11 protein-coding genes are annotated in these 14,346 nt (G+C 71.7%); 1 reads left to right on the top strand and 10 read right to left on the bottom strand.

Annotated features, from left to right (window positions below; translation table 11 throughout):
• Window positions 1-30 precede the first annotated feature (30 nt).
• The 5 genes from argJ to ABGB05_RS29305 all read right to left on the bottom strand — a co-directional run bounded on the left by argJ (window position 31) and on the right by ABGB05_RS29305 (window position 6,436).
• Window positions 31-1,197 carry a bifunctional glutamate N-acetyltransferase/amino-acid acetyltransferase ArgJ gene (gene argJ / locus ABGB05_RS29325; protein WP_347657160.1) on the bottom strand — a complete coding sequence of 389 codons (1,167 nt, stop codon included), beginning with the start codon at window positions 1,195-1,197 and terminating at the stop codon, window positions 31-33.
• 82 nt (window positions 1,198-1,279) lie between these two features.
• Window positions 1,280-2,284: an N-acetyl-gamma-glutamyl-phosphate reductase gene (argC, locus tag ABGB05_RS29320; protein WP_347657159.1), complete on the bottom strand. Its 1,005-nt coding sequence runs from the start codon at window positions 2,282-2,284 to the stop codon at window positions 1,280-1,282.
• Between the two features lie 122 nt (window positions 2,285-2,406).
• Window positions 2,407-3,255 (bottom strand): hypothetical protein, encoded by an 849-nt coding sequence (locus ABGB05_RS29315; RefSeq protein WP_347657158.1) that lies wholly within the window; start codon window positions 3,253-3,255, stop codon window positions 2,407-2,409.
• Window positions 3,252-5,348, bottom strand: coding sequence for a hypothetical protein (locus ABGB05_RS29310; protein WP_347657157.1), 2,097 nt, complete (start codon window positions 5,346-5,348; stop codon window positions 3,252-3,254). Before ABGB05_RS29310 ends, ABGB05_RS29315 begins: the two co-directional genes overlap by 4 nt.
• Before the next feature lie 200 nt (window positions 5,349-5,548).
• Window positions 5,549-6,436: a hypothetical protein gene (locus ABGB05_RS29305; RefSeq protein WP_347657156.1), complete on the bottom strand. Its 888-nt coding sequence runs from the start codon at window positions 6,434-6,436 to the stop codon at window positions 5,549-5,551.
• A gap of 186 nt (window positions 6,437-6,622) precedes the next feature.
• On the opposite strand from ABGB05_RS29305, the gene ABGB05_RS29300 reads away from it, so the two are divergent.
• Window positions 6,623-7,507, top strand: a complete 885-nt coding sequence (locus tag ABGB05_RS29300) for a Crp/Fnr family transcriptional regulator (protein ID WP_347657155.1) — start codon at window positions 6,623-6,625, stop codon at window positions 7,505-7,507.
• Between the two features lie 13 nt (window positions 7,508-7,520).
• Here ABGB05_RS29300 and ABGB05_RS29295 read toward each other — a convergent pair whose 3' ends face one another.
• From ABGB05_RS29295 to rplT, 5 genes are all read right to left on the bottom strand, one after another.
• Window positions 7,521-8,717, bottom strand: a complete 1,197-nt coding sequence (locus ABGB05_RS29295) for a PQQ-binding-like beta-propeller repeat protein (protein ID WP_347657154.1) — start codon at window positions 8,715-8,717, stop codon at window positions 7,521-7,523.
• A 175-nt stretch (window positions 8,718-8,892) separates the two neighbouring features.
• Window positions 8,893-11,466 (bottom strand): phenylalanine--tRNA ligase subunit beta, encoded by a 2,574-nt coding sequence (pheT, locus tag ABGB05_RS29290; protein ID WP_347657153.1) that lies wholly within the window; start codon window positions 11,464-11,466, stop codon window positions 8,893-8,895.
• A 59-nt stretch (window positions 11,467-11,525) separates the two neighbouring features.
• Complete coding sequence (pheS, locus tag ABGB05_RS29285) at window positions 11,526-12,587, bottom strand: phenylalanine--tRNA ligase subunit alpha (protein WP_347657152.1); 1,062 nt, start codon at window positions 12,585-12,587, stop codon at window positions 11,526-11,528.
• A gap of 398 nt (window positions 12,588-12,985) precedes the next feature.
• Window positions 12,986-13,915, bottom strand: coding sequence for an RNA methyltransferase (locus ABGB05_RS29280; protein ID WP_347657151.1), 930 nt, complete (start codon window positions 13,913-13,915; stop codon window positions 12,986-12,988).
• A 28-nt stretch (window positions 13,916-13,943) separates the two neighbouring features.
• Entirely contained in the window at window positions 13,944-14,336 is a 393-nt protein-coding gene (gene rplT / locus ABGB05_RS29275; RefSeq protein WP_347657150.1) for a 50S ribosomal protein L20, read from the bottom strand.
• Between the last annotated feature and the right edge of the window lie 10 nt (window positions 14,337-14,346).

The following is a 14,346-nucleotide window of genomic DNA, read 5'->3' as shown; positions in this document are numbered from 1 at the left end:
CGGGACTCCGCTCCGCTGCGTTCCTCGCGCTCATGACGAGTAGGCCGAGTTTTCGTGCACGTACGCGTGCGACAGGTCGTTGGTCCAGATGGTCGCGGTCGCGGAACCGGCGTGCAGGTCGATCCGGATGGTCACGTCCCGGCCGGTGAGGTCGACCTTGGCCCGGTCCTCGGCGGCGCCACCGGCCCGGCAGACCCAGACGCCGTTGATCGCGACGTCGAGCGCGTCCGGGTCGAAGGCGGCGCGGGTGGTGCCGACGGCGGCGAGGATCCGCCCCCAGTTCGGGTCGTTGCCGAACAGCGCCGTCTTGACCAGGTTGTTCCGGGCCACCGCCCGACCCACCTCGACCGCGTCGTCCTCGTCGGCGGCACCGACCACCTCGATCGCGATCTCCTTGGTGGCTCCCTCGGCGTCGGAGAGCAGCTGTCGGGCCAGGTCCCGGCAGGCCGTGGTGACCGCGGCGGTCAGCTCGGCCCGGCTCGGCGTGACCCCGGACGCACCACTGGCCAGCAGCAGCACGGTGTCGTTGGTCGAGAGGCAGCCGTCCGAGTCGAGCCGGTCGAAGCTGACCCGGCAGGCGGCCCGGAGTGCCTCGTCCAGGGCTTCCGGCCCGGCGACCGCGTCGGTGGTGAGGACGCAGAGCATGGTCGCGAGCGCGGGGGCCAGCATGCCGGCGCCCTTGGCGATGCCGCCGACGGTCCATCCGTCGGCGTTGACCTCGGTCGTCTTCGACCGGGTGTCGGTGGTCATGATCGCTTCGGCCGCCGTCGCCCCGCCGTCGACGGCCAGCGCGGCCACCGCCGCGTCGACCCCGGGCAGCAGCCGGTCCATCGGCAGCCGTTCGCCGATCAGACCGGTCGAGCAGACCGCCACCTCGCCCGCGCCCAGTTCCGGCCCGACGGCGGTGAGTGCCGCCGCGAGGTGCTCGGCGGTGGCGTGGGTGTCCTGGAAACCGGGTGCTCCGGTGCAGGCGTTGGCGCCACCGGAGTTGAGCACCACGGCCCGGACCTGGCCACCCCGCAGGACCTGCTGGCTCCAGAGCACCGGCGCCGCCTTGACCCGGTTGGCGGTGAAGACGCCGGCGGCCGCCGTCGCCGGGCCGTCGTTGACCACCACGGCGACGTCCGGCGCGCCACTGGCCTTGATCCCGGCGGCGACTCCGGACGCCCGGAAACCTCTCGGTGCGGTGACGCTCACGGCTGCCCCTTCTCGCTACACACGGCGCTCTGCTCCTGGCCCACAACACTCTCCTGACGGTTCACGACGCTGCCGGGGTGGCTCACGGCGCAACACCGTGGACCGGCAGGCCGGTCGTCTCGGGCAGGCCGAGCATCAGGTTCGCGCACTGCACCGCCTGACCGGCGGCGCCCTTGCCCAGGTTGTCGATCGCGCTCACCACGATCAGTCGACCGGAGTCGACGTCGACGGTCGCCTGCAGGTGGCAGGAGTTGCTTCCCAGGGTGGCGGCGGTGTGCGGCCAGACCCCCTCGGGCAGGACGTGCACGAACGGCGCGTCCGCGTACGCCTCGGCGAGCACCGCCCGTGGGTCGACACCGGAACCGGCCGGAACCGTGGTGACGGTGGCCAGGATCCCGCGCGGCATCGGCGCCAGCACCGGGGTGAACGACAGGGTCCGCGCCCCGCTGGCCTGCTTGATCTCGGGCACGTGCTGGTGGGCGCCGACCTTGTAGGGCGACAGGTCGCCCATCACCTCGCTGCCCAACAGGTGCGGTTTGGCCGCCCGCCCGGCGCCGGAGGTGCCGGAGGCGGCGACCACCACCACGTCGTCGGGGGCGGCGACGCCGGCGGCGAGCAGCGGCGCCAAGGCGAGGATGGTGGCCACCGCGTAGCAGCCGGTGGCGGCGACCCGGGTGGAGCCGGCGATCGCCGCCCGCTGACCCGGCAGTTCGGGCAGGCCGTAGGTCCAGGCGCCGGCATGGGCACCCCCGTAGTAGCGGGTCCACGCGGCGGCGTCGGTGAGCCGGTGGTCGGCCCCGAGGTCCACGACCCGGACCGAGTCCGGCAGGCCGGCGGCCAGTGCCGCCGACTCGCCGTGCGGCAGGGCCAGGAAGACCAGGTCCGCGTCAGCCAGGGCGGCCGGTTCGGTCGCGCTGAGCACCAGGTCGAGGCCGACGAGCTGCGGATGTACGGCGGCGACCGGCTGACCGGCCTGGCTGTGTGCGGTGGCGGCGACGAGGTCGAATTCGGGGTGTCCGGCAATCAGCCGGAGCAGTTCACCACCTGCGTAGCCACTCGCGCCCGCCACCGCGACTCGAATCCCCATGCCCACCTCCGCATCAGTATGCAGAGTACCGTATCACCATTCGCATCGAGGTCACAAGGCTGGGAACGCCTCACGCACGATCTCTCGGCCCCGATACACGGCCGTCCTCCACGCCACGAACGTCAGACCCCACCGCTGGCTCCGTCGTCAGCCAAACCATGCTGTTGGCGGTACGTCTGAAGCGCCAGGTCCCATGCCTCGGTGTACTCCGACGGCCCCATCTGCAGGTCGCTGTGCCCCTTCAGCGCCATCTCCAGCAGCTCGATCAGGTCCGGAACCGCCCGCTTACGCTCGCTGACGAACTCACCGAACACCTGGGCGAACCGCTCTCCGGTCAACCGGGCCGCGTGCGAGGTCACCGGATCGTGCTCGAGGTTGGCGAGGACCTCACGCCAACGCCGGGTCATCCGGTCCGCCTGATCCGACCGGAGCTTGTCGAGTTCGTGATCACACTCCAACCGGATGCGCTCCTCCCAGTACGGTCGCAGCCGCTCGCGGACCCGCGGATCGGGCGCCACCCGCACCTGGGCGACGAACCGGGGCGCGCTCCCCTCGGCACCGCGTGGCCAACTCTGCCCCTCGAACTGCGCATTCAACAGCCGCTCCAGGTCGTAGGCGCGATGCGGCGCGAACCCGCGGGCCGGAATCGCAGCGACCTCCCGCACCACCCCACAGGCCCATGGGGTCCAGCGGTCGACCAGGTGGCGCAGCTCGTCGAAGGCCATCTCCTTTGCCGACCAGGTCATGACGGGATGAATCTGGAAATCGAAGGCATCACCGAGCGCGGGCACGGTGAAGGGCTCTCGAATCTCCCGCCGGAGCGTCACCACCTCCAACACCGGCGGCGGGGACGGGGGTGGCGTGACGAACTGCGGTTCCGGCGTTCCGAAAAGCCGCTCCCACCAGGAGGCTCTGGGTCGGTGCCCGGTCCGGGACATCGACGAGTCGGTTCCGACAGTGAAGTTCGTCATGTCAACCCTCGCTGGTGACTGAGTCGGGAGACGCGGGAGAGCATCGCGCTGTGTGGCATGATCGGATACCAGACATGCCTGATCTGGTGGTCGAGCCGACGACCCAGCGGCGCGTCGGTGATCGTGAGTTTGAACAGTTCCAGGCAGAGCTCGGCCAGGTTCGCATCCGCGTCCGCCTGGTTGAGCCAGTAGCCGAGCGTGCGCCAGGCTCGGTACGCCGTGCCCGGGAGCCGCAGCGCCACGGACCAAAGTGCCGCCACGTCGGCGATGCGGAGCACCTCGGTGGAGACGAGGTCGAGCAGCTCAGGCCAGTGCGCGTGGGGTGGCTGCGCCCAACGGTCCGCGAGTGCCCGCAGCGTGCGAGCAGCCTGCAGCTGTAGCTCCGGGTGATCGGAGCGGGCCCAGTCCGCCAACGCGGGCACGACGAGGTGGGGCCGGCCACTCTGGTAGACCTCGACGAGACCACGGACAACAACGCCGGTCCGCCGCTGCATCCGCTGCTGGGCTACGCGCCGCAACTGCGCGACGGCCAGATCGGGCCAGAGCCAGGCCAATCCGAGGGCGTACGCCCGCGCTACCACGTCGCGGTGGTAGGCCGACCGCTCCAACCACCTGTCCAGCTCGATCCGGATCCGCCGCTGCAATACCGGCTGTGTCGCCATCGCGACCAGGGCGATACCCGCCGCCTGCCGGACCCCCGGACGCCGATCTCGCGACAACTCACTCACCGTCACCATGACGGCGTCAGGGGTACGTCCCGCCGCCCAACCCATAGCTCCGGCCGCCGCTTGGCGGACTCCAGGGTTCCCATCCCGCGCCAACTCGGCCAACCACGCCAGCAACCGCTCCGGAATCGCCCACTCTTCCCAGGCGACCTCCAGCATGGTGGCCGGTAGCCGCTCAGCGGAGGCCACGAAGCGAACGGTTCTGGCACCAGCCGGCACCTCCCGAGCATCCACTGACACCGCCCGGCGCAGCGGCTGGCCCAGCAACAGGTCGAGATCCGGTCGCCGCAACGGAGCGGGGCTGTCGATCGCTCCCATGGGATTTCGCCACAACCGGTGTGCGGCAGCGGAGATTTCTGAAACCGGCTGGCCGGCAAGCACCGCGCAGGCGAGCCGGAACGCCCGGAGATAGTCGCGCCCGCCGAGCTCGGCCAGTTGCGAGTCCGTCCCCTCCGGGGTGAGAATCTCCGTCGCCCGACGCCGCAACTGCTCCGGAAGCAACCGGTTCAACAGGTCGGTCAACGCCGGCCCGCCCGGCATGCCCCGGGCGATCGCTTCGACCACCCCCAGCACCTCACCCGGTGGCGGCGCACCGTCGAGGTACGCGCGTAGCGCCGGTTCCGCCAGACACTCCTGCTCGACGTAGCTGACGAGGCAGCGTTCCCGACAGGGGGCGCAGCCGCCGACACAACGGCCCCGCAATCGGCCGTGCAGTTGCGCCCGGAACACCTCGACGGCGGGTGTCGGTCGGTGTTCGACGAGTTCACTTAGGAACCGCTCGTCCCGGATGTCGAAGTTACCGATCAATAGGAGCGTCGAGTCCAACGACTCCAACCGCGCTGCGAGAGCGATGCGGGTGAGTCCATCCGCCTGCTGCTCGCCGTCGTACTGCAGCAGGTAGCCATATCCTCCCCGTAGCAGGTCTCTGCGACGGATGAGATCGGACAGTCGCTCGACCGCGAGGACGCAGATCCGGTCCGGCGAATGCCTACGGGCGAGGGCAAGACACGCCGAGGTGTACCGGCCGGTTCCCGGGCGCCCCCTGAGACAGATCAGGTGTCGACGCCGCAGCCGCACATCGAGCTCTCCATCGCTCGGCGCCGGCGCATAGATTGCCTGTTGCTCGGCGATGGACACCACGGAGAGGGTCTGTCCCCAGACCGCGCCGCCGTCCTCCCCCGCGACGGTTATGTTGTTGACCGTGCCGACGGCCATCGCTCCATGACCGGTCGCGTTCTGACCGTCGACCCGAACATCGCCGGTAGCGACCCCGAGGCCGAGCACCGCAGCGAGGCGGGACAGCACCTCGGAGGCCGCCGGCGGGTTCTCGTCGTCTTCCAGACTCTCCGGGTCCTCCTTATGCCCCACGTCGTCTCGACCCGCTGGACTGTCCGGGCCGGGAGCCTCGTGCTCCCCCGACGACGGATCGGGGTGGTCGCCGCTTACCGTCTCACCCGCCTCAACCGCCGGGTCTTGGCGGCGCCCCGCCGTCCCCGACAGATGATCGGTCGACGGCTCGATATCAGGCCGACCGTCGGCCCAATGCGACACCGGTGTGGTCGGCGCGCTCACTGGCCCTGTCCCCCGAACTTCGTGTTGTCCCCGATCGACCCGATGGCCATCGCCCCGTGCCCGATGGCGTTCTGACCGTCCACCCGCACGTTGCCGACGCAGATCTCCCCACCGGCCCTCCCGGGCCTCCGCTCCGACGGTTCGGGCGACGGCTCTGGGTGGGACGCCGTGGGCCCGCCCGGCAGCGGAACGGGCCTTGATCCGTCGTGTGTCGACTGCGAACCGGAGGAAGCCTCGTTCGACGTCGGGGCTCCCTCGGACCGCCGCTCACCTGTTCTCTCCCAACCTGCGGCGGTGGACAGGTCCTCGTCGACGACACAGATCCAGGCCGACTCCCGGAACTCCTTGTCGGGGTGGTGCACCTCCACCTGACGGAAACGCTCCGGCCTCAGCTCCTCCGGATACTCGACCACCACATCGCGATAGATACCGGCCGAGACAACCAACGCGACACCGGCATCCGGGAAGTCGGCGAGCGCCCGCTTCAGCTGGGGAGCGTCGCAGAGTCGACACACCTCGTTGACCGCCGTTCCCGGAAACCCGTTGGCGCCATCCAGGTGCACCAGCCCTTGATGCAGCGCCACCCGCAACCGAACCCGCGCCGCCGGTAACCGGCTGGCGTTGTACCGCCGGACCAGACGGTTGAGCTCCGGCACCAACCTGCCGATGATCTGCGGTTCCCTCGCATCGGCGGGCAGGATGGCCAGCTCGCCGTCGCCGGCCTGCTGGGTCTTCCAGGAGACGCGGTCGAGCCCGACCTGGGCGGCGGCCTCGTGCAGCAACTGCTGGAACGCCTGCTGCGCCTCGTACTGCCGCAGGTTGCTCCGCCGGCTGTACCGTTCCATGTCGACCGCTATCAGCAGCCGCCGTTCCGGATGGTTCATCTGTGCTCCGATCTCCCACTGGGGGCCGCCCCGCGGCCAGCCCATCCGGGACGATCAAAGCGGCGGTTGCACCGCAAGACTCCGTAGAAGTGCGGTTCCCACCTGATCCCGACGGCAAGTAGTCGAGAAGATGTCACTCCCTCCTGATGGGAAATCTCGATAGTCGACCTCGTCTTCGCTGGTTACATGTCTCCACTTCGCCTGTCAGACCTCCTCGAACTACTCTCCGCCGAGGCGGCACCGTTGGTCCTGCTGTGGTGGATGCTTCAGACCACCATCCCACCCGACAGACCATCTTCGATGCCACGAAGGGCGCTTGTACGACTACGCTTCGACAACATGGCGCACTCGTCAGGCGTTTCAGTACCGAACCCCCGCCGCTCGACTGAAGATTGGCCCCACGGAACCCTGCTGGCCCGGCTCGACCCGCAGGCACGGGCCGAACTGTTGAGTCTTGGTGTACAACGTCAGGTACCGGCTGGCAGGATCCTCATACTCGAGGGCAGCGAGGAGTCCCATCTGATCCTGTTACGACAGGGGCTGACAAAGGTGACGGCGAGCCTGCCGGACGGCCGTAGCACTCTGCTGGCGATCAGATTCGGTGGCGACCTGGTCGGCGAGATGTCGGCGTTGAACCGGAAACCAAGGTCCGCCACCATCACGACCTGTGGGCCCGCCCTGGTTGACTTCATCCGACTGGACCGGTTCAAGCGGTTCCTCAAGGAACACCCGGGAGCCGCGCTGGAACTCGCAGCCATGGTCGCCGACCGGCTCCGCTGGTCGAACGACCGGCGCATGGAGTTCACGTCGTATCCGGCCCGGGTCCGGGTGGCCCGGATCATCGCCGAGCTTGCCCGTACCCATGGCCGACGGACCCGGGCCGGTGTCGTGGTCGATGTCCACCTGACCCAGTCCGAACTCGCCACGGCCTGCGGCACCGCCGGCACCACCCTGGAGAAGGTTCTCCGCGAGCTACGCGCGGAGGGAATCGTCGAGACTGACTACCGCCGGATCACCGTCCGCGACCTGGGTCAGCTGTACGAACTGAGCCGCCTCGACTCCGGAGCCTGAACCCACCCGACGGTCAGTTCCGCAGTCGCCAGAGGCCCAGGCGGTCCGGGGCGGTACGGCACACCAGCACCCCGAGCCCGGCACGACAGTCCACCACGCCGGCCGGCAGGGTGCCGACAATCCGCAGCGCCGCCCCGTCCGCGAACGCGAGCAGGGTGAACCCGTCGTACGCCCCCGGTTTGATCAGGACGTCCGGCGACCAGACGATCGAGTGCCAGCCGATCGGCCGGGGACGGGTCCAGCGCTGTGCGCCGGTATCCGGGGCGAGAGCGACGACCTGCGACTCGCCGTCCAGGCAGGCAAGCCCGCCGCAGTCCCGGATCGCCTCGCCGACCCGCCCACCGGGACGACTCCACCGAACCGTGAAGCCCGGCAGGTCGTAGCCGGTGACCACGAAGTCCGTACCGGAGGGATGTCGGAGCACCAGACGATCGCCGATGACCCGGGGGTTGTGCTGCGCGTAGTCCGCCGGGGGCAGCCGACCGGTGCCGGCCAGCCAACCGGAACGCAAATCGTAGAGTTCGGCGGTCATGGTGTCGTGCACCACCAGTACCCGGGGCGGAGCACCACGGATCGGCTGCACCACGGCCGTCGAGGAGAGCGGCAGACGCCACCGGACCGCCCCGGTGCCCAGGTCGACCGCCTCCACCGCGCCCTCCAGCCGGCGCCCCGCGCCGGACAGACTGCGTACCTCCCGGACGCCCAGTCCGATCGTGCTGTCCGGCATCCGCAACACCCGGCCGGGGCGGCGCCACCGCAGTTCACCGGTCCGGGCCGACCGCGCGGTGGTCACCGGGCCCCGACCCACCGCGCCGATTTCGGCGATGAGCAGGACGTCGTCGACCAGGTCCGCGAAGTGCCGGCCCGCCGGATCCGCCGGCACCGTCCACCGCCGGGCACCGGTCGGCAACTCGTACGCGCTCAGTGTCGGACCGCCGCCGTCCGGACCGTTGCCGGTCACCGACACCAGCAGCAGGTCACCGGCGACAAAAAACGTGCTGCCGACCGGTATGTCGAGCGTTCCACCGGCCAGCAGCACCCCGTGCGGCGGATTCGAGGCGGTCGCGCAGAGCAGCACCAGCAGACCGAGCAGAAGTCCGGCACGCCACCGCCGGCTCGTTCGACGCGACCGGGGCGAAGGCGGCGAATCGTCGTCCAGTTGGCCGCGGTCGTCCCCGAGTTCGATGAGCACCGCCGTCCGGCTCTCCACCCGAGTCTCCTGATCCGGCCGGTCCGCCGTACCGTGACCGGGCCCCGTCGGGCCGGCAATCCGAGCCTAACCGCGCACGGCGTTCCGCACGAGGGCAACGGAGCGGCACCGGAGAAGCGCCTGCGGACACGGCGAGGCCGGGCCGGAACCCGCACGGTTCCGGCCCGGCCACCGGTCAGGCGCCGCGGAGCACCGCGCCGAACCGGCGGGCCGCCTCGGCCACCGCCGCGTCCCGGGCGGCGACCGCCTCCTCACCGGTCAGCGTCCGGTCCGGCGCGCGGAAGACCAGCTTGTACGCCAGCGACTTCCGGCCCGCACCGAGCTGCTCCGAGGTGTAGACGTCGAAGAGCCGGACCGACTCCAGCAGCTCCCCGGCGCTCTCGGCGAGGACCCGACGCACCTCGTCGGCCGGTACTCCGGCGTCGACCACCAGCGCCACGTCGATCAGCGCGGGCGGGTAGCCGGAAACCCGGGGCGCCGGCACCACCGGCGCGGCGGGCAGCGCGTCCAGGTCGAGTTCCAGCGCGCTGGTCCGGGGCGGCAACTCCAGCGCGGCCAGCGCCGCCGGGTGCAGTTCACCGGCGTACCCGATGCTCACCCCGTCCACGACGAACTCGGCGCACCGGCCCGGGTGCCAGGGCGCGTACTCCGCCTGCCGGACCACGATCCGCTGGTCGGGGATGCCGGCGGCGGCCAGAACGATCCGGCCCGCCTCGACCCCGTCGGCCCAGCCGGCCGGCCGACCCTGACCCCACCAGCCGGCCGGCTCGACCTCGCCGGCCAGGACCGCCGCGACGTGCCACGGCTGGTGCGGCAGGACCGCGTCGGCGGCCTGGAACTCCTCGTCGCTGGGCCGGTGCGCCACGCCCATCGTGGGTGGCGGGCCGGTCCGCGGCCGGGGCTGGAAGACCAGGCCGATCTCGTAGAGCGCGAGGTCCCGCTGGCCCCGGCCGACGTTGCGGCGCAGCGCGCCGAGCAGCGTGCCGAGCAGCGTGGTCCGCATCAGCGGATCGGTGTCGGCGAGCGGGTTGGCCAGCCGCATCGCCCGGCGCCGGGAGTCGTCCGCCGGCAGGTTGAGCCGGTCGAAGAGTTCCGGCGCGACGAACGGGTGGGTCAGCACCTCGACGTAGCCGTTCTCGGCCAACGCCCGACTCACCGTGCGACGACGCCGCTGGGTCGGGGTGAGCCCTCGTCCGGGCGGGGCGAGCGGGAGCAGTGACGGCACCCGGTCGTACCCGTCCAGCCGAGCCACCTCCTCGACCAGGTCGGCCGGGTCGGTGAGGTCGGGTCGCCAGGTCGGCGGGGTGACCACCAGGGTCGGCGGTCCGCTCGCGTGCCGGCCGCCGGCGTTGCCGGCGCCCCGCCCGTCACCGTGCGCCACCGTGCAGCCGACCCGCTCCAGCAGCGCGGTGACCCGCTCCGGTTCGTACGGCACGCCGACCCGCCGGGCTGGCAGGTCCGCGTCGACGACGATCCGGGCCGGTGCGGTGGTGTGGTCGATGTCCAGCACCTCGGCGCCGACGGTGCCGCCGGCGTACGTGGTCAGCAGCGTCACCGCCCGCTCCAGCGCGACCAGCGGCAGGGCCGGGTCGACGCCCCGCTCCCAGCGCTTGGCGGCCTCGCTGAACAGCCGGTGCCGGCGGGCGGTACGGCCGACCACCACCGGGTCCCAGTGCGCCGCCTCGAAAAGCACGTTGGCGGTGCTGACGACGACCTCACTGGTCTCGCCGCCCATCACCGCGGCGAGCGAGATCGGCACCCCGTCGGCGTCCACACCCGCCCCGCCGGTCAGCCCGGCGTCGCAGATCACCAGGTCCTCCGGGTCCAGCGCCCGGTCGACCCCGTCCAGGGTGGTGAGCCGCTCCCCCGGCACCGCCCGACGCACGACCAGGTCACCCCGGAGCGCGTCCAGGTCGAAGGCGTGCATCGGCTGGCCGAGTTCGAGCATCAGGTAGTTGGTGATGTCGACGGCCAGCGAGATGCTCCGGATGCCGGCCACGGTGAGCCGCTGCCGCATCCACTGGGGCGACTCGGCGGTCGGGTCGACGCCGCGGACCACCCGGGCGGCGAACCGGTCGCAGCCGACGGTGTCGACGACCCGCACCGGGTACGCCGGCTGTGACGTCGCCCCGGGGGCGGTCACCTCGGCCGGGTCCCGGAACGGTACGTCGAAGGCGTGGGCCAGCTCCCGGGCCAGCCCGCGGACCGACATCGCGTACCCGCGGTCCGGGGTGATCTCCACCTCGACCACGACGTCGTCGAGCCCGACCACCGGCCGGGCGTCGTCGCCGGGCTTGGCCGGCACGTCCTCGGGCAGCACCAGGATGCCCTCGTGGTCGTCGCCGAGGCCGAGCTCACGCACCGAGCAGATCATGCCGTTGGAGTTCCGCCCGTACGTCTTGCGGGCCGAGATGGCGAAGTCGCCGGGGAGCACCCCGCCGGGCAGGATCACCACCACCCGGTCGCCGGGGGCGAAGTTCGTCGCCCCGCAGACGATCTCCTGCGGCTCGCCGGTGCCGTTGGCGGCCCCGACATCGACCCGGCAGAACCGGATCGGCTTCTTGAATCCGGTCAGCTCCTCGATCTCGAGGACCTCGCCGACCACCAGCGGGCCGGTGACCGTGTTCCGCAGGTCCACGATCGACTCGACCTCGATGCCGAGGTTGACCAGCGCCCGGTCCAGCTCCTCCGGGCTCAGCTCGGGGGGAAGCTCGACATGCTCACGCAGCCAGGAAACAGGAATTCGCATGACTCAGACCACCGCTCCGTTCGATGTCGCCGCACCCGTCACGTCGTCGCGCACCGCCGTCACACCTCGACCCCGAAGGCACGGGTGAACCGGACGTCCCCCTCGGCCATGTCCCGCATGTCACCGATGCCGTGCCGGAACATCAGGCTCCGGTCGATGCCCATCCCGAAGGCGAATCCGGAGTAGACGTCCGGGTCGATGCCGCAGGCGGTCAGCACCCGGGGGTTGACCATGCCGCAGCCGCCCCACTCGACCCAGCGCGGGCCGTCCCGATGCTGGGGGAACCAGACGTCGAACTCGGCGGACGGCTCGGTGAACGGGAAGTAGTGCGGCCGCCAGCGGGTCCGGGCGTCCGGGCCGAACAGCGCCCGGGCGAAGTGGTCCAGGGTGCCCCGCAGGTGGGCCATGGTGATGCCCTCGTCCACCACGAGCCCCTCCACCTGGTGGAAGACCGGGCTGTGGGTGGCGTCGAGTTCGTCGGTCCGGTAGACCCGGCCCGGGCAGACCACGTAGATCGGCGGTTTGCGGGCCAGCATGGTGCGGGCCTGCACCGGCGAGGTGTGGGTCCGCAGCACGATCCCCGGCACGTCCAGGTAGAAGGTGTCCATCGTGCCCCGGGCCGGGTGGTCCGGACCGATGTTCAGCGCGTCGAAGTTGGTCCACTCCAGCTCGACCTCGGGGCCCTCGGCGATCTCGTAGCCCATCCCGACGAAGAGGTCGCCGATCCGTTCCGCGAGGGTGCTCACCGGGTGCCGGGCGCCACGCGGACGCCGGTCGTACGGCAGGGTGACGTCCACCCGTTCCTCGGCCAGGATCCGCTCGGCCTGGGCGGCCTGCACCACCTCGAGGCGCGCGGCGTGCGCCGCCTCGATCTCCCGGCGGGCCTCGTTGACCCGCTTGCCGGCGTCGGACTTGGCGGCCGGCGGCAGGGCGCCGATCTCCCGACGGGCCAGGGACACCGGTGCCCGGTCGCCCAGGTGTTGGCGGCGCAGCTCGGCGAGGGTCTCGGGATCGGTGGCGGCGTCGAACGCGGCCGTCGCGTCGGCGACCGCCGCCGCCAGCGCCTCCGGGGCGAGCAGGGCGACCTGTTTCGGGTCGTACGGGTCGTTGCGATAGGTCATGACGTGCAGCTACTCCCTCTGCGTCGCGGGCGGTGCCCCGCTGCCTGGCGCGTCGAATGTCCCGCTGCGCCGTGCTGGTTGCCCTGCGGTGCCGCCTCGGCGAACGCCGGCCGGACCGCGCACGTCGACAGGTCACGACCCGCTGGGGCGGTGACCCTACGCCGTGGCGAACCCCGGCCCGCGGCGCGGGCGCCGGCAGGACCGGCGACGGATGCGGACAGGTCGGTGGGCGGCCCTCACGGGCGGCCACCAGAGTCTACGGACGGGCGGCTCGGCCGCAGCCCGCCGGTGGGAGGTACGCAGGGAGGCGTGTCAGCCCTGCCGCCCGCCGACACCGGCGGGCTGGCTAAACGAGTGGCGTCGCACGGCTGGCCCGCGCGACTCTCCGCACCCGGTCATCAGGTCGACATCTCCCCGGTCCTGGTCCGCGTCTCCGAGGTAACCGGACCGCCCCCGGGATCGGGGTGCGGGCGGCCGGGACGCAGTGCTCTGGCCGAAGCGTACAGGCAAACCGCCGCGGCGGCAGCCAGGTTGAGACTCTCGGCGCGGCCGTGCAGCGGCACCCGGACCCGGTGGTCGGCCGCCCCGGCCAGCTCGGCCGGCAGGCCGTGCGCCTCGGAACCGAAGAGCCAGGCGGTCGGCCGGGCCAGGGCGCCGACGTCGGTGAGGTCGTCGAGGTCGGTCTCGCCGTAGCCGGAGGCGGCGAGCACGGCCAGGCCGGCGGCGCGCAGCGTGGCGACCGTCTCGGCCGGGTCGGCGGCCCGGACCACGTCGAGGTGGAAGAGGCTGCCGGCGGAGGCCCGAACACACTTGCCGTTGTACGGGTCGACGGCCTCCCCGGCGAAGACCACCGCCTGTGCCCCGGCCGCGTCGGCGGTCCGCAGCACCGTGCCGGCGTTGCCCGGGTCGCGGATCCCGGCGAGCACGGCAACCAGTCGCGGCCCCGTCCCCACCGCCTCGGCCAGCGGCACGTCGAGCTGGTGGCAGACGGCGACAACGCCCTGTGGGGCGACGGTCTCGGTGAGTGCGGCGAGCGCCTCGTCGGTCAGCGCCGAGACCGGGATCCCGGCGGCGGTGGCGGTGCCGGCCAGGTCGGCGTACCGGTCGAGGCCGGCCGGGGTGCCGAAGAGTTCGACAACAGCGCCGGGAACGGTCAGCGCCTCGCGGACCGCCTGCGGGCCCTCGGCGAGGAACCGTCCGGTCTGGTCGCGTTCCCGGCGGCGCTGCAGCCGGCGGGCGGCGACGACCCTCGGGGTACGGGGCGTGAACAGTTGCTGCTCCGGGGTGTGGACATGGTCGAGGCGCCCCACCTGCGGGTTGACCGACATGCGGGACGCCTCGATCGGTGTGGCGAGGTCAGGCGGCCTGAGCCGACGCGCCGCCGGTGCCCTCGGCCGCCACGGCGACGCGGGCGACCTCGACGATGGCCGCGAAGGCCGTCGGGTCGTTGACCGCGAGGTCGGCCAGGATCTTGCGGTCGACCTCCACCCCGGCGAGCTTGAGGCCCTGGATGAGCCGGTTGTAGGTCATCCCGTTGGCGCGGGCACCCGCGTTGATCCGGGTGATCCACAGCTGCCGGAAGTCGCCCTTGCGGTCCCGCCGGTCCCGGTAGGCGTACTGCATCGAGTGCAGCACCTGCTCCTTGGCCTTGCGGTAGAGCCGGGAGCGCTGGCCCCGGTAACCGCTGGCGGTTTCCAGCAGCGTACGGCGCTTCTTCTGAGCGTTCACTGCCCGCTTGACGCGTGCCATCTCAACTACT

It is taken from the genome of Plantactinospora sp. B5E13 (genome assembly GCF_039871775.1).
Taxonomy (GTDB): domain Bacteria; phylum Actinomycetota; class Actinomycetes; order Mycobacteriales; family Micromonosporaceae; genus Plantactinospora.
This window is presented reverse-complemented; position numbering and strand designations above follow the sequence as displayed.